This is a genomic window from Mesorhizobium subarcticum (assembly GCF_055456085.1).
On record NZ_CM144237.1, the window covers coordinates 3595048 to 3611045 of the forward strand.

Below are 15998 nucleotides of genomic sequence, written 5' to 3' on the forward strand. Positions count from 1 at the left end.
CAGCTGCAACGATCCGGCCGGCCCGTCCTTTGCGATGGACGGGACCGGCCGGTGCAGCCGTACGGGGGCTCGTTGTAGGGGGGTGAGCTTTTTTCGCGTACGGCTGCTTTCCGCGGACCATGCGGGGGGCGGACGGTCCGCTGAAATCCAATGAAATGTCTTGGTCTTTTGTCCTCGGATGTCGCTGACGGACTCCATATGTGGGAATTTTACCCACAAGTCAACTGCTCGCTCTTGACGTGGGTAAATTTCCCACATACATGAAATCAGCATCCCGGGAAAGCGTACAAGAAGCTCCGGGGCCTCAATCGGAACAAGGGCAGCGAAATCTGAAATGATGCGGCTTTGGCCGCCGCGGATTTCTGTTGCCCCGGACCGATTTGATTTCGGTGCAGCAACGTCGAAGGTAAACCATTGAAGACATTGTATATTGATGCATCCTTGCCATTTCGCTGGGGGCCGCATCCGCCCGTCGGCATCCCGCGCGTCGAAACGGCACTCATTCGTCAGGCGCTGCGATGGAAGGCCTCGCCGGTCGGCTTCTTCATCGTCGACAAATGGGGGCAGGGCCAAAGGCTCGACGAAGCGGAACTTCGCTACCTCCGGCGGCTCGTCAACGGTGATCTGCCGCAACCGATTGGAGATGAGGGAAGCTCTTACCTGGCGCGGCTGTGGAAGGTGCTGTCGATCATGCGGGAGGCACCCTTTGCCTGCGGACGCGAGTTCGATCGCGTGGCGGCGGGCTTCCTCTCGGGTTGCGAGAAGCGACGCGGGGTCAAGTTTCAGCTGTCCAAGACGGCCATTCGGCTCTTCAAGATCGTGAAGTCGGCGCTCCGCCCAAGCCGGCTCGACACTGGAGATCCGCTGCAGAACGAAAACGCCTTGTGCTTTCTGTCCAGCGCAAGCGTGCACGAACTCGCCGCCAGGAAGCTCAGGGCAAAAGCCAGATGCGGCATTTTCACCTTGATGCACGACCTCATTCCGATCGACTTCCCGCAATATGTCGGTCCGCATCACGCGCGCGGTTTCGTCCGCAACACGGCATGGCAGCTGGAAAATGCCCGCCTGCTCGTCTGCGTGTCGAAATACACTGCCGACAGGGTGAAATGCCATGCCAAGGCCTCAGGGCTTCGCCTGATACCGCAAGTGGCCGTGGCATCGCCCGGCGCCTTCCTGCGGGAAGGCGTCGCGGATCGCGGCATGTCCACCGAGCGGCACAAACGCGACCGCAAGTTCGTCCTCTATTGCTCGACGATCGAGATCCGGAAAAACCACATCCTTCTGCTCAAGGTCTGGTACCGGCTTTTGCCGCTGCTGGGTGAACAGCTGCCGATGCTCGTGCTGTGCGGCCGATGGGGCTGGATGTATGAGGAGCTCACCGCCTTCATGGCTGAGCATCCGGAGCTTGCCCCGCATATCCAGTTCCGCTCCAACCTCAGTGACCGGGAGCTGGCAGAGCTCTACCGGGACGCCGAATTCAGCGTCTACCCGTCCGCTGTCGAAGGCTGGGGCCTGGGCGCTGCCGAGTGCCTCGATTTCGGCCTGCCGGTCCTGATTTCAGACGCGCCCTCGCTGACCGAAGCGACGCAAGGCTTGATGCCGACGCTTCCCGCGCACGACGTCGAAGCCTGGTGCGCCGCTGTCGCCAAGGCCTGCACCGATCCGGTCTGGCTCGCCGAATTGCGCCACACCATCGTGACGCGATACCGGCCCATTCGCGAGCGGGAGTTTTTCGCGACCATGGTGGGCCACGCCGCCGCAATCGACGCTATCGCGGAACACAACCCTGCCGCTGGAGCCGACCCTGTCGCAGGGATCGCTTCAGACGATCTCGCGCCCAGGATTTACGGGCCGCATCCGGTGGTGACCGGGCAGGCCAGGGCGACGAGCGCATTGGCAGCTGACGTTCTTCGCAGGGCGTGATGGGAAGCATTGTCGATATGTCGATGCTCGCTGGGGCGCGGGAGCGCTCCGGCGATGTCGCCGTGCGGGTGATGGGGACGCCGCGATCCGGCACCAACCTGGCGAAGTATCTCCTCGAACGCTATCTCGGCGTACAGGTCGTCTTCGATCACGGCTTCTGGAAGCACGGCATCTTTCCGGCGCTCATGAACGGGCGCGAGATCGACCATGGCGGCTTGCCCATCGTCGTCCTGAGCAAGGATCCCGTCAGCCAGATCCTGTCGTGGTTCCGCCTGGCGAGGAACGACACGATTTTCAAGCCGAACGGCAATCTCGGCTCGTTTCTCAAGCAGCCCTTCGACGTCAGGCAGGATTTCACCGCGCCCAAGCGCATGGAATACAGGTTCCACTCGCCGGCCGATTACTGGAACCAGTTCTATTTCGCCATGGATGCACTTCGCCGCTCCGGCGCTCCGGTGCATTTCATGCGCTATGAGGCGCTTGTTTCAGAACCGGCCCTGTCGCTGCACATGCTCTCGCATTTCCTCGGCCGTGTCAGACCTTTCGATGTCCGCTGCCAGGTCGAAATTCCCAGGCAAACGCTCGACGCGAGCAATGACATCGACCAGGCCACGAGCCTCAGCGATGAAAAGACCTTCGATCCCGCCCGCGCCGAACTAGCATCGGCGCTGGCCAGGATCGGATGGCGCAACGCGAACACCATCCTGCGCGGCATCGACGACGATGTGCTCGATGCCACGGGCCGGGCCGGGTTTCGCCGGACGTGCCGGGAGGCTGTTGGCGCCAAGGCGATGCTGAGGTCGCTGGTCGGGTTTTGGTGAGCCGGCGAAGGCCGGTCAGCCTGCCGCCGCGATGCCGGCATGGTGGCTGCCCAATTGCCAGAGGGGCAGGGGAAACCGCCCGTGCTGCACCTCCAGCAAGCGGAAGCCCGCCCCGCCGATCAGGCGCAACGGATCGCGGTTGAGGTGGCAGCCGCCGGCGAGCGATCCCCACAGCCGGTTGAGGCGCTCCTGCCAGCGGCGGCATCGCGGCCCTTCGGCTTGGCCGTGCTCGATGAAGATCAGCCGGCCCGTCGGTTTCAGGATGCGCCGGATTTCGCTGAGTGCTGCTTGAGGGTCCGGAATGGTGCAGAAGGCGTAGGTGACGACGACTGTGTCGGCGCAGCCATCGGCCAGCGGCAGGCTTTCGCCGCCGGCCCGGATGCATTCGACCGGGAAGGGCGAGGTGCTGCTCTTCGGTGCGGCGAGGCCAAGCATCGTGCCGTCGGGGTCGACGCCGATCAATTGCTTGACCCTCGCGGCATTGTAATAGGGAAGGTTGAGGCCCGAGCCGAAACCGACCTCGACGACGACACCTTCCGCCAGCGGGATGACGCGCCTGCGCATCCGCGAAAAAGCGCCAGCCGAACAGCCGGCGTGGACGAAATAGGGGGCGACGCAGCGCGCATACCAGGAGAGACAGGTCTGGCACATGGCTCAGCCTCCATGCCTGGCGACAGGGGCGCTGGCAAGCGGCGCTGATGTGCGATGGCTTGATGTATTGACCGGTGACATTTCTCGCTCCAAGGGAGTTGATCGGGCCGGATCGGCTCGACTTCGCGGGGATGGATAGAAGGCCGGCGTCCCCTCAACGTCCTCTCGCTGCGCGGCCGCGTGCGGATCGATGGAGCTGATACAACTCAGACTTCTGGGTTTTCCGGAATTCCGGCTGGACGGTCGGCCGATAGAGCTTGCCTTGCGCAAAGCGGCAGCGCTCGTCATCTACCTCGCCGAGGCCGGCGGGCCGGTGGCGCGTGACATCGCCGCCACGCTGCTGTGGCCCGAGGCCGACACGCAAGCCGCCCGCGCCCGCCTGCGGCGCACGCTCTACAAGATCCACGTCGCGTTCGGCGAGGAGATCATATCGGCCAGCGCGGCATCGCTCAGCCTGCATCCAGCGCTGTCGGTCGAGGCCGACGCAAGCGCCTTCGAACATGCCTGCGATTCCGGTCGTCTCGACGAGGCCGCCGACCTCTACACCAGCGATTATCTCGCCGGCTTCTCCCTGCACGATTGTCCCGAATTCGAGGAATGGGTGTTCTTCCGCCGCGAGGCCTTGCGCAGCCGGTTGGTGCAAGCGCTGGAGCGGCTGGTGGAAGCCAGGATCGCCGGGGGCGAACCGCGCGGCGCTGTGCTGCATGCCACGCGCCTTGCGGCGCTCGACCCGTTGAGCGAAAGCGCGCATCGCCATCTGATCCGCGCCCATCTGGCGGCTGGCGACCGGGCGGCGGCCGAGCGCCAGGGCGAAACATCTGCGCGGCTGCTGCGCGACGAGCTCGGCGTGGCGCCGGACCCCGCCACGCTCGCTCTGCTGCGCGCGAGCGATGCCGAGGTGCCGAGAACCCGCTACGTCGCGGTGGACGGCATCCATATCGCCTACCAGACCATAGGCAGCGGTCCGGCCGACATCGTGCTGGTGCCCGGCTTCATCTCGCATGTCGAGCGCATCTGGGAAGACAGGAGCTGCCGCGCTTGGCTCAATGCCGTATCGCGGCTTGGCCGGCTGATCCTGTTCGACCGGCGCGGCATGGGCTTGTCCGACCGCGTCGGCGCCCGCCCGACCGTCGAAGCCACCGCGCGGGATATACTGGCGGTGATGGACGCCGCCGGCAGCCGCCGCGCCGTGCTGGTTGGCGCCTCGGAGGGCGGGCCTGGCTGCATCCGCTTTGCCGTCGACCACCCCGACCGCCTGACCGGCCTGGTGCTGTGGGGTTCGCTGGCCAAAGGCAGCCACGCGCACGACTATCCCTTCGCGCTGACATCGGCGCAATACGATCTCTGGCAGCAGCGCCTGCTCGCCGGCTGGGGCGGCCCGGCCGAAATCGAAACCTTTGCGCCCAGCGTCGCCGCCGACCGCCAGGCCCGCGCCTGGTGGGCCGGGCTGCTCAGGGCCGCCTCCAGCCCCGGCGCGGTCGCCGGCCTGCTGCAGGCGCTGCGCGATACCGATGTGCGGCCACTGCTGTCAAAAGTCTCGGCCAGGACGTTGGTGTTGCACCGCAGGGATGACCGGGCGGTTCGCGTCGAGGCCGGGCGGTACCTGGCGGCGAAGATTGCGGGCGCGCGGTTTGTCGAGGTGGAGGGGGAGGATCACTGGTTCTGGGTGGGCGAGCAGGGGGTGTTGCTGGAGGCGATTGGGGGGATGACGAGCGGACGGTGAGGCTGGCCGCTCGCCCGCTTGTCGGCCAGAACCGGCGTTGGTCGTGGCCGAGCTTGCGGGGAAGCCGTGCTGGTCATCGTCAATCACAAGTCGTCGCGTTCCTCAGTGCCTCCGCTCGGGAAGCCTGTGGCAATGCCGCGATCCGCCGAACGGAAGCATAGAACCGTGGAGAGTCGCCCGAACACAAATCATACAGCCGAAGGAACGCCGGAACCTGTTCGCCGTAGACGGACGTCGCGGCGAGCTTTGCGTTGTTGATGGGGCTGTTGAACCAGGCATCGTATCCGCGATATCCGGCCCAGCGCCTGTCGCGCATTTGCCGGTAGCGCACCCGCAGCCTGTCGATCGCGGCTGTTTTGGCGGCAGCCATCTGCTGCGAGGCGCGGGGACTGCCATAGATCTGCGTCAGCTCGTCGCGCGTTTTCGCGATCAGTCCGAGAAAGTCGGCACTGCGTTTGCGATCGGCTTCGTAGCGGCGCAATCCGGCGCGATTGCCGGTGGCGCGCAGCCATTTCCTCACCCCGGAGGTTTCGACGGCGACCGCGAAAGCCTCGTTGAACGCGGAGTCGCCGTTCACATAGATTTCCTGATGCGCCAGTTCATGGAAGATGAGGCCTGCGAGATACATGGCGTCCTGACGCAGCATGGTGCTGAGCAGCGGGTCGCTGAACCAGCCCAGCGTGGAATAGGCGGTGACGCCCGAGATGTAGACGTCCAGCCCTTGTCGCTGCAGTTCGGCAGCACTTTCAACCGCGGATTTCTGGGAAAAGTAACCCTTGTACGGAACGCAGCCGAAGACCGGAAAGCACCATGTTATCGGCGTGAGCGAGAACCGCGGCGCGGCAAAAACGGCCAAGGTCACGTTATCTCGACCGATGTCGACATAGCTGCGGTAGCTGCTGTTGTCGGGCAGCGCCAGCTCATCCGTGGCAAAGCGGCGTATGGCGCTCGCCGACGTCAACTTCGTGCGCAATGCCACAGGCGTCGAGGGATCGTGGATGAGCTTTCCGACATCTTTCCGCGCGGCCATGATCTGCACATGGCCCTCCAGCGACTGCGCATAGTAGGAAACGCTGGTGCAGCCGGCTACGCCGGACGCCATTACCACAGCGGCAAGCAATCGAAAAAAGCGCTTCACAGCTTGCCCACCGTCTGCTCGTCGTCCATGGCGCGAACGCCCTATTTGACCTCGTGTCAGGCGCACCGATTTTCGTCAAGACCTAGCGGGGGCGGACTTTCGAATTGGCAGGACTGGCAAGGCGGCCATTCGAAACCTTCGCGCCCAGCGTCGCCAACCACCGCCAGGCGCGCGCCTGGTCGGCCGGCCTGCTCCGGGCCGCCTCCAGCCCCGGCGCGGTCGCAGGCCTGCTGCAGTACGTTCAGCCTGGCAACCTCCGCATCGCGGCGCGCAGTGGCGGGTCACGCCTGGCCGTCCTGTCGAGATAGCCGGTCAAATGCGTGACGAGTTCCCTGGCGTCGTCCTCGGCGCCGTGGATGAAGCTCGATTTCCGGCGACGCAGATATGGCAGGCCCAACACATAGATCCCGGGAACGTCGGCAACACCGCGGTCGTGCTTGAGCTCGCCCTTGCGATCGAAGACCGGCAAGTCCAGCCATGAAAAGTCCGGCCGAAAACCGGTGGCCCATAGCACCGTGCGAATGTCTTCGCCAAGTTCAAGCTCCAGTTGTGGCGGCTCGCCGATTGCGGTGGGGGCAAAGCGCTCGATGGGGCCGATGCCGGACGGTGCATTCGCCTCCGCCCATTCGTCGATCGACGCAAGCAGCCGGTTCATCTTCAGGTCGGCAAGCGCGCACACATTGCGCAGCGATCCGGAAAACTGGGCCATGGAGCCGCGAAGGCCCATCAGTCGCCCCACCACTTTCACGCCCTGTCGCTGCAAGACATTGAGGTCGAGCGTGGCGCGCTCGGGTGTGCCGACAAGCTGCGGCGAGGGCACTCTTCGGGCGCGGTCGGGGTCATCCGTGTCTTCGACACGCTGGTCGAGCACGCCGGTCGCGAGCATCCACCATTGGATATCGCGACCTCGATAGACGCGCGGTAGCCGAACGTGTTCTCCGACCGCCAGCGTTGCAGGCCGGCCGCTTAGCTGGATCTCCTGCGCCAACTGCAGGCCAGTCGCCGATGCGCCGACCACCAACACGCCGCCGGGAGCAAGTTGACGCGGATTGCGGTAGGTGTGGGCCGACAGCTGTTCGATCGTGGCCGGCATCGCCTCGGCCAATTTCGGTATGACCGGCTTGCTGAAGGCGCCCGTCGCCAGCACGACGGTCTGGCAAAGCCAGTCGCCATTTGGGGTCTCCACCCGAAAGCCGTGGGTGCTCGGCGCAACTCTGTTGACAGGGGTGTTCGTCAGAACCGGTGCGGAGATGTATGTGGCATAGCGGGAAATGAAATCAGCAAGCTGGCCGGCGCTCATGTAGCCGTCCCGGTCGTCACCCTGGTATGGATAGCCGGGGAGCCGTGCCATCCAGTTGGGCGTGAGCAGGCGCAGCGAATCCCAGCGCTCCGTGCGCCAGCTGTTCGCGATCTCACCTCGTTCCAGAACAACATGGCTAAGCGAGCGCTGGCCGAGCAGATAGCTCAGCGCCAGGCCTGAGTGACCGGCACCGATGACGACGACGTCAACGGTGCCGGCGATCCCGCGCGATGTTCTTTCGCTCATCAGCACTTTTTCGACGTAACCGTGACATCGGTCGGGTTGGCGATAACGTCAAAGACGGCCGAACGTTTTTGCGACTGCGCGACGAGTGCGGCTATGTCCTCCGCGCTAGCGTCGGCGTCGATATCGTAGTGCACCTTGATCCCGTCGAACCCGTTGCGCACATCCGGATCGATGCCCAGGATGCCCTGGATGTTCATGCCGGCCTCAAGTGTCGCCTTGACCGAGTGGAGCTGAATGTTGCGGTTTTGCGCGACAGCCGCGATGCCAGCCGTCAGGCAGCCAGCCAGGCCGACCAGCACAAACTCCACCGGCGTCGCCCCCTTGTCTTCCGATGCGAAGATTTCAGGGTGATCGGACTCGAATTTGTAGGTCTGGCGATGCTGCTGTTCCGCTCCCAGGCCGAAAAATCCGTCAACCGTGGTTTGGTTGTGGGTTCCTTTTACCCATTCACTGGTGGCTCGCCATTTGAAGCGCGCGGCTTCCGGGGCGTCCTTCAAAGCCTCGCGCGCCCCAAGCAGGGCGGCTACGTTGACGCCATTGGTGGCGGTTTCGGTATGTTTGGTCATATGTCGTACTCCTGTTGAAGGTTACGGGTTCAAATCTTTCAGCAACCGGACTGCCTTGGCACGGGCGTGTTGTACGCAGCATGGGAGTGGGCGTGGAATCGCTCACAAGGAGGTTATGCCTAGCTCTTGTCCGTTAAGGCCGAAGCACGGGGATTGTGGATGCAATCGGCGCTGGGCCGTTTAGAGGATCCTGCCCCAGGTGTTTGACGAGAGCCTTTTCGCGCGGTGGGTGACCGGCCAGCCAATGTCTTTTTGAATTTCCATAGGCAGGCTGTTCAGAACGCGTTCCGACTTTCGTGCTTCGCGGGCGTTTTTGAAGGCCGCCCCATAACGGGCGAGCGTTTCAAACATCGACATTTTGTTCTCCTTTAGAACTCTGGGACGCCTTGGGTGTGCACTGGCAGCCGTTCGGCGAATGTTGAATGCCCCACATTTGTATCTGGAAGGTTCCACCAAAGCGGACGCTTGGTATCCAGATCGCGTGATGTGAAATATCCCCTACGGCCGAAAGGTCGTCAGACCTCAAGCTTTGCCGCGGGTTTGATCCCCGCTCGTCGAGGCGCAGTTTCAGTGCGAGGGGACGTCTGGGAGGTTTCGCGCGGTGATGAGCCAGGAACTCGACTTCATCATCACACCCTCCGGGCGGACGAATTCAGCCAAAGCGTCCTTCAGGCCGGTGACCAATTCCGGGTATCGCCGCTTGGCCTCCTCGCCGGCCTCACGCACGACCTCGCCCGCTGGCCCTATCGCCAGCTGGAAGGCCACGGCTTCGTCAATGTCGCGGCCGACCAGTACGTCGGCATCGATGCGCTCGAAATTGATGTCTGTGTAACCGGCGATCTCCAACTGCTTGGCGACCACCTCGGTGTCGGCCATGGAGAATGGCCCCGGACCGCATGTTGCCGCGCGTTCTTTCACCGGCGGCAGATAGCGCAGCACGACTTCCCTGGAGAGCGTAAGCCAGGGATTGTCCGCCCGCCCGCGCCAAACGATCATTGTCATGGCGCCGCCGGGCCGAAGCGCCCGCCGCATGTTGCGAAGCCCCGCGACAGGATTTTCGAAGAACTGCGTTCCAAACCGGGAGAAGCAGACATCGTAGTACGGTCTGAAGGCGCAGGTCTCCGCGTCGGCCTCGAAGAACAACACATTCGTCAACCCCGCCGCCTTGGCATCGGCGCGGCCGGCTTCGAGAAAATCATCGCAACAATCCAGCCCAACGACACGACCAGTTGGCCCGACCCGTTTGCCTATCTCGAGCGTCGCTTCACCCCATCCACATCCGACATCCAGTACGTTGTCACCCCTTTGCAGCTGCAGTGCAGGAAAGACCTTCGCACTGTGCTGGCCCAACCCTCCGACGAGAATGTGTCGCCATGCGTTGAACTTGGGAACCAGGACCGTATTCCAGAAATCGACATATTGGCTCCTGTGAGGGATTGCAGTTTGAACGTTCATTTTCCTGACTCCAGATTGTCCGAACTCAAGGCGCTATGCCGCCAGCCTTCCGCGAGCCTGGTTGCGGCCTCGCGAAAGGTGATGAAACTTTGGCGCCGTTGATCGTCAGCGCTTCGTGATGACGGCTTCGAGGTATTCGCTTGGCACGATGAGCGTGCCTCTTCCGCCGCGATTCATGCGGTCCAGAAGCTCAAAGATGTCGGTTTTCAGAGCAGCTTGCCCATCCGTATCGAGAGCCGCAAAGGCACGGTTCGTCGGGCCGTAGTAGGTCTTGAAGACAGCGAAGAAGTGATCGGCGGATTTGTACCGAAAGTTGAAGATCTGGCTGGAGCTTCTGACATGATGCCCGGAGAAGAGCTCGGCGAGCCGCGCCTGCGTTCCCCAAAGCGCTGGCGATTTGACGCCGGCCGGCGGAGGAAGATGCTTGCCTATGACCTTGAACAGCTGACCGATGAAGCCGTTGGGTGTCCAGTTGGCGATGCCGACGCGCCCGCCCTGGCGAACCACACGCGTGAGCTCGGCGGCCGCTTTTTCCTGGTTTGGGGTGAACATGACACCGAAGGTCGACAGTGCGACGTCGAAAGAAGCATCCGCATAGGGCAGCGCCTCGGCGTCGGCCTCCTTGAAAGTGACCGAAAGGCGTTCGGCTTCGGCGCGTTCCTTGCCTCGTTGCAGAAGGGCGTCGACGTAATCGGTCGAGGTCACCTGTCCAAAGCGCCGCGCGGCGGCAAGTGTGGCATTGCCGTTTCCGGCAGCAACGTCGATCACCCGCTCGTCCGCGCACAGGTCGACGGCTTCGCATAGGCGCTCGCCCACGATCTGCAGAGTGGTGCCGACCACGGCATAGTCGCCGGCGGCCCAGGTAGCCTGCTGGCGTGCCTTGATCGCAGGAAGGTCGGGCATGACGGTCGGGGAAGTGGTTTTGCTTGTATCAAGCATAGTGTTACCTTTCAGAGTTGGATCACCAGATGACGAGAGCCTGGCCATGAGGTGTGAATGGCGGCCGTCTTGGTGGGGGTGTATAGAAGCCGACGCTGCCGGTGCGTATGATCGCGCGGCCGAAACAACTGACCAATCGTCCAAATCAGGAAGACCGCCATGGACCCACTCTCGGACGTTCTGAGGTCATTTCGACTGGCAGGCGGCGTGTTTCTGGAGGCTCGCTTCACGGCCCCATGGTGCGTTGTCACCAGGCTTTCCGCCGAGGATTGCGGACAGTACATGACGGATCCGTCGCTACTGATCGCCTATCACTTCGTCGTCGAGGGCAGGCTGCTTGTAAGCGTCGAAGGTGAGCCGGCGATCGAGGTGCGGGCCGGTGAGGTGGTGCTCCTGCCGCGCAATGACCTGCACGTGCTGGGCAGTGAAGACGGACTGGATCCGGTCAGCGCGCACGCTCTTATCCAGCCATCGGATGACGGCGGCCTAGCGCGGGTATCGCATGGCGGCGGCGGTGAAACGACGCACATCGTATGTGGCTTCCTCGGCAGCCAGGACCTCTACAATCCTGTCATCGCAGCCTTGCCGAGCATCCTCAAACTGGACGTCCGCGAAGGGGCGTCAGGTGAGTGGATCGATGCTTCGGTGAGGTTCGCAGCCAACGAGTTGACGCGTGGCAAGTTTGCCTCGTCGAGCGTCATGTCACGGTTGTCGGAACTGCTCTTTGTCGAGGCCGTACGCCATTATGCTGCGGCGCCAAACAATCTCGATGCAGGATGGTTGAGGGGTCTCGCAGACCCTCGCATTGGGCGAGCGCTGGCACTGATGCACGGAGACATGGGCACTTCCTGGTCCGCCGAAGCACTTGCGAGGGAAGTCTCAATGTCACGTAGTGCTTTCGTTCAGCGCTTTACCAATCTGATGGGCATGCCGCCGATCCGCTATCTGACGATTTGGCGTCTCCAGGCGGCGAAATCGCAGCTGCGGGAGAGCCAGAAGACAATCGGCCAAGTGGCTTATTCGATTGGTTACGATTCGGAAGAGGCCTTCAGTCGGGCCTTCAAGCGGGAATTCGGCCTCCCTCCGGCACGATGGAGAGACCAGAAGCAAGCGCAACTGGCCTAGCGCACTCTCTTCATTTCGTGTGCGTTTGTGATGGTTCCGGATTAGCCGCCGCAGCGGCCGGCTTAAGGGTCGACGTTCCGACCCGAAACGAAAGGCCGTACGTTTACCGCAATGGCCGGGCGCATGGCTCGCCCCTTTTCGGCGACTTACCTTTCCTCCACAATCCGCAAATAAGCCGCCGTCACGAACAGCACGATCAGCCCGAACAATATCCGCCTCGCTCCCTCCGGCATCTGCAAAATCGTCAGCAGTGTCGTCAGCACGGTCAGGATCAGGGCGCCGATGATGGTGCCGGTGTAGCCGCCGCGGCCGCCGAAGATGGAGGTGCCGCCGATGACGGCGGCGGCGACCGAGGGCAGCACCAGGGGTTCGGCCAGCGAGAGCGACGGGGCCTTGATCAGGCCGATATAGAGCAGGCCGGTGATGCCGGCGAGCACGCTTGAGGTGATGTATAGCGCAGTGATGACCTGCCAGTATTGCACGCCGGAGAGGCGCGTTGCGCGTTCGTTGTCGCCGACGGCGTAGAGCAGGCGGCCGAAGCCGGTGCGGGCCAGCGTGAAGACGATGAGGGCAGCCAGCGGCACGAACAGCAGCAAAGCGTTTGGGAAGCCTGAGGTGACGCCGGTGCCGAGCCAGGCGAGGAAGTCGGGGATTTTGGCGCCCGATGCGATCACCGTACGCTGGTAGACCTGCAGGCAGCCGGTGCCGATCAGGCTGGTGCCGAGCGTCATGATCAGCGGGTGGACGCGAAAGACGCCGACGCCGATGCCGTTGACGAGGCCGATCAGCACAGCCGGCATCATCGCCAGCAGGAAAGCCACCGCCGGGTCCTGGTTGACCACTTGCGTCGCCATGATGAAGGCGCTCATCGTCGCCACCGTGCCGACCGACAGGTCGATGCCGCCGGTCAGCATGGTCATGGTCTGGCAGCCGGCGAGGATCGCTAGCGGAATGGCGAATTTGATCGTGTTGCCGATCCAGCGCTCGTTGACGATGCCGGGGCGCAGGATCTGCAGGATCACCACCAGGATGATGAGCAGGATGATCAGCGGGACGAGCGGCCGGTCGGCCATGAAGCGTTTTACGCGACGGCCGAGGGGGATGGGCGAGGGGGTGATCGCGGTAGTGCTCATGGGGTGGGTCCGATGTTCTCTGAGGATTGCGCCCTACGGCGCCCCCCTCTGGCCTGCCGGCCATCTCCCCCTCTAGGGGGGAGATCGGATGGCGCGACGGCTTTCGCCAATTGTCGGCGTTGCAAGAATGCGCGAGGCGCCGAAGCTGCCAATCTCCCCCCTTGAGGGGGAGATGTCCGGCAGGACAGAGGGGGGCCTCGTAGAGCGCTACTCTCCCCCATCACTGCCGCCCCCGCATCGTAATAAACGCGCCCAACATCACCACCGCCACCATGATCAGGCCCTCGATGATGGCGGTGACGTTGGGGTCGATGGCGAGCAGGGTCAGGTCCGTGCGCACCAGGCGCAGCACGAAGACGGCGACGATGGGGCCGAGCAGGCCGCCCTTGCCGCCGCCGAGCGCCACGCCGCCCAGTACCACTGCGGCGACGCTGGCCAGCAGGTAGGGGCCGGGGATGGGGGCGCCGATGCCGGTGCTGAGCGTCAGCGCCAGTCCGCCAAAGGCGGCGAACAGGCCAGACAGCGCATAGGCGATGATGCGGGTGCGCTTGACCGGCACGCCTGAGCGGAACGCCGCCAGTTCGCTCGAGCCGATGGCGTAGATGGAGAGGCCGAGGCGTGAGCGCCTGAGCGGTATCCAGATGATGCAGAGGCAGACGACCAACACCAGCAGCGCTTTGGGCAGCCAGGCATCGATGGCGTCCGGCAGGCCGGGAATGGGCACCGTGCCCGAGATCAGCGCCTTCAGCCATTCGGCCGCACCACCGCCCGGCGCGTCGAGCACCAGCAGGGCAGCCCCCTGCAGCACGAACAGCATGGCCAGCGTGACAACGATGTCGGGCACGCGGGTCACGACGATCAAGAGGCCATTGAGCGCGCCCAGGGCAAAACCCATGGCCAGCACGAAGGGGACGACGAACAGCGCGTATTCCTCGGAGGCACCCGCCATCATCGAGGCGGCGGTGACGCTGGTCAGCGCCATCATGGCGGCGACCGACAGGTCGATGCCGCCGGCGATGACCACCACTGTCTGCGCGGCGACGGCGAAAGCGTAGGGCAGAACGGCGCGCGCGAGCGAGCCGAAATCATTGCTGCCATAGGCCGGCTGGATCAGTTTTGTCACGATGAACAGCACGACCAGTAGTGCGAGCAGGCCTGATACCCAGCCCTGGCGGCGCAGGAAGTGGTTCATGGCGTCGCCTCCGGCGCATCGGAAGCGTTGGCCGTGGGGTCGGCCAGAATACCGATATCAGCCTTGGCGCCGCGCGGCAGGCCATAGGCGGCGCGCATCAGGGCCGGCTCATCGGCTTCCTCGACCGGAAAGATGTCGACCAGTCTGCCGCCGAAGATGACGATGACGCGGTCGCAGACACGCTGCACCTCTTCAAGCTCGGAGGTGTAGAACAGCACCGACTTGCCGTTGCCGGCGAGCTCGCGCAGCAATTTATAGATCTCCTGCTTGGTGCCGACATCGATGCCGCGCGTCGGGTCGAAGCACAGGATGGTGCGGGCGTCGGCCGCGATCCAGCGGGCAATGGTGACCTTCTGCTGGTTGCCGCCGGACAGGCGCTGCACCTCGCCTTGCGCGCGGGTGTCGATCTGCAGCCGCTCGATGGCGCTAAGCACCTTGGCGCGTTCCCGGCGCATGGGAATAGGGCCCCAGTTGCGCAGCGCGGCACTGAAGGGCAGCGCGATGTTTTCGCGCACCGAGCGCTGCATGGCGAGCGCCTCGGAACGGTCGCCCGGCACATAGGCAATGCCTGACCTGATGGCGTCGATCGGGTGCGAGAATTTTACTGGCTGGCCGTCGACCTCGATCGTACCGCCGGACGGCTTGATCGAGCCGGCAAGGGCCGCGAACAGCTCATCCTGGCCCTGGCCTTCGAGCGCCACGACGCCGGCGACTTCGCCATCGGCGAGATCGAAGGAGACGTCGCTGAGCTTGGTACCGACGCGCAGGTTCCGCACGGAAAGCCGCGGCCGTGTGGATGCGGGCGTGGCCTTCTCCGCAGCGCTGCGGGCGGCGACATGGGTCTTGACGATGCGGGTGCCGAGCATCAGCTCGACGATCTTCTCCTCGACGCCGGGCACGATGTCGACGACGCCGACGGTCTCGCCGTCGCGCAGCACGGTGGCGCGGTCGCACAGTGCCGATATTTCGACGAAGCGGTGCGAGATGAAGATCACCGCGCGGCCGGCATCGCCCTGGCGGCGCACCACTTCCAGCACTTTTTCGGCGAGGTTGGCGGGCAATGCGGCGGTCATCTCGTCGAGCAGCAGCACGTCGGGCTCGACGGCCAGCGCGCGCGCCAGGTCGAGCACGCGCAGCACGGCCAGCGGAATGTCGCGCGCGGTGTCGCGGATATCGAGGTCGGGAATGCCGAGCTCGCGCACCCAGGCGCGGAACGGCTCGACCGGCGTGCCGGTGAGCCGAAGATTGGACAGAATGTCGAGATCGGGGATCAGCGACGGCTCCTGGTAGACGGGCAGCAGCCCGGCGCGGCGGGCGGCGGCGGGCGAGCGTATGTCGCGGGCCTCGCCCCGGATCAGGATGCGTCCGGCATTGGCTGATATCGCCCCGGTCAGGATCTTCACCAGCGTCGATTTGCCGGCACCATTGGCGCCCATCAACGCGTGCACTTCACCAGGCAGGACGGACAGCGACGCGCTGCGCAGGGCCGCGACCGCGCCGTAGTTTTTGGCGACGCCGGTGGCGTCCAGGAGGGGGCTGGTGGTCAAATGGTTTGGGTCTCGGTTTGTGTGCTCAAATCATTTCGAATGTCGGCGCCGCCCCTCACTGTCCTGCCGGACATCTCTCCCCGTAAACGGGGAGAGAGAAGCTGTTGCGGCGCCGGTGCCCTTCCTGCCACGTTGAAGATTGGCGAAACCGGAGACGACAGCGTCCCTCTCCCCGTCACTATACGGGGAGAGGATGCCGGCAGGCAGGTGAGGGGCGGCGCCGACCAATGGTGGTCAGC

14 protein-coding genes are annotated in these 15998 nt (G+C 64.0%); 4 read left to right on the forward strand and 10 right to left on the reverse strand.

Going from position 1 to position 15998, the window contains the following annotated elements:
- Positions 1 to 441 precede the first annotated feature (441 nt).
- Together ACZYHG_RS17560 and ACZYHG_RS17565 are read left to right on the forward strand one after the other, a co-directional pair.
- Positions 442 to 1923, forward strand: a complete 1482-nt coding sequence (locus ACZYHG_RS17560; RefSeq protein WP_464609629.1) for a glycosyltransferase — start codon at positions 442 to 444, stop codon at positions 1921 to 1923.
- On the forward strand, positions 1923 to 2744 hold the full coding sequence (locus ACZYHG_RS17565) for a hypothetical protein (protein WP_464609630.1): 822 nt from the start codon (positions 1923 to 1925) through the stop codon (positions 2742 to 2744). The genes ACZYHG_RS17560 and ACZYHG_RS17565 overlap by 1 nt, the downstream gene beginning before the upstream one ends.
- Positions 2745 to 2759: 15 nt before the next feature.
- Here the strand turns inward: ACZYHG_RS17565 and ACZYHG_RS17570 are convergent, their stop codons facing one another.
- Positions 2760 to 3395, reverse strand: a complete 636-nt coding sequence (locus ACZYHG_RS17570) for a class I SAM-dependent methyltransferase (protein WP_464609631.1) — start codon at positions 3393 to 3395, stop codon at positions 2760 to 2762.
- A gap of 190 nt (positions 3396 to 3585) precedes the next feature.
- Here ACZYHG_RS17570 and ACZYHG_RS17575 point away from each other — a divergent pair, with 190 nt between their 5' ends.
- Positions 3586 to 5118: a bifunctional AfsR/SARP family transcriptional regulator/alpha/beta hydrolase gene (locus ACZYHG_RS17575; protein WP_464609632.1), complete on the forward strand. Its 1533-nt coding sequence runs from the start codon at positions 3586 to 3588 to the stop codon at positions 5116 to 5118.
- A gap of 79 nt (positions 5119 to 5197) precedes the next feature.
- Here ACZYHG_RS17575 and ACZYHG_RS17580 read toward each other — a convergent pair whose 3' ends face one another.
- The 6 genes from ACZYHG_RS17580 to ACZYHG_RS17605 form a co-directional block, all read right to left on the reverse strand.
- Complete coding sequence (locus ACZYHG_RS17580) at positions 5198 to 6220, reverse strand: aminopeptidase (protein ID WP_464614713.1); 1023 nt, start codon at positions 6218 to 6220, stop codon at positions 5198 to 5200.
- Between the two features lie 277 nt (positions 6221 to 6497).
- Positions 6498 to 7802: an NAD(P)-binding domain-containing protein gene (locus tag ACZYHG_RS17585; protein WP_464614714.1), complete on the reverse strand. Its 1305-nt coding sequence runs from the start codon at positions 7800 to 7802 to the stop codon at positions 6498 to 6500.
- Complete coding sequence (locus tag ACZYHG_RS17590) at positions 7802 to 8368, reverse strand: OsmC family protein (protein ID WP_464609633.1); 567 nt, start codon at positions 8366 to 8368, stop codon at positions 7802 to 7804. The genes ACZYHG_RS17585 and ACZYHG_RS17590 overlap by 1 nt, the downstream gene beginning before the upstream one ends.
- A 180-nt stretch (positions 8369 to 8548) precedes the next feature.
- On the reverse strand, positions 8549 to 8725 hold the full coding sequence (locus tag ACZYHG_RS17595) for a hypothetical protein (protein WP_464609634.1): 177 nt from the start codon (positions 8723 to 8725) through the stop codon (positions 8549 to 8551).
- 210 nt (positions 8726 to 8935) lie between these two features.
- Complete coding sequence (locus tag ACZYHG_RS17600; protein WP_464609635.1) at positions 8936 to 9823, reverse strand: class I SAM-dependent methyltransferase; 888 nt, start codon at positions 9821 to 9823, stop codon at positions 8936 to 8938.
- A gap of 105 nt (positions 9824 to 9928) precedes the next feature.
- Entirely contained in the window at positions 9929 to 10762 is an 834-nt protein-coding gene (locus ACZYHG_RS17605; protein ID WP_464614715.1) for a class I SAM-dependent methyltransferase, read from the reverse strand.
- Positions 10763 to 10921: 159 nt separating this feature from the next.
- On the opposite strand from ACZYHG_RS17605, the gene ACZYHG_RS17610 reads away from it, so the two are divergent.
- Positions 10922 to 11887 carry an AraC family transcriptional regulator gene (locus tag ACZYHG_RS17610; RefSeq protein WP_464609636.1) on the forward strand — a complete coding sequence of 322 codons (966 nt, stop codon included), beginning with the start codon at positions 10922 to 10924 and terminating at the stop codon, positions 11885 to 11887.
- 146 nt (positions 11888 to 12033) lie between these two features.
- On the opposite strand, the gene ACZYHG_RS17615 is transcribed toward ACZYHG_RS17610, so the two are convergent.
- From ACZYHG_RS17615 to ACZYHG_RS17625, 3 genes are all read right to left on the reverse strand, one after another.
- Positions 12034 to 13020: an ABC transporter permease gene (locus tag ACZYHG_RS17615; RefSeq protein WP_464609637.1), complete on the reverse strand. Its 987-nt coding sequence runs from the start codon at positions 13018 to 13020 to the stop codon at positions 12034 to 12036.
- Positions 13021 to 13240: 220 nt separating this feature from the next.
- Entirely contained in the window at positions 13241 to 14212 is a 972-nt protein-coding gene (locus ACZYHG_RS17620) for an ABC transporter permease (protein ID WP_464609638.1), read from the reverse strand.
- The gene (locus ACZYHG_RS17625; RefSeq protein ID WP_464609639.1) at positions 14209 to 15759 is read right to left on the reverse strand and encodes a sugar ABC transporter ATP-binding protein; all 1551 of its coding nucleotides are present in this window, start codon (positions 15757 to 15759) and stop codon (positions 14209 to 14211) included. Before ACZYHG_RS17625 ends, ACZYHG_RS17620 begins: the two co-directional genes overlap by 4 nt.
- Positions 15760 to 15998: the final 239 nt, after the last annotated feature.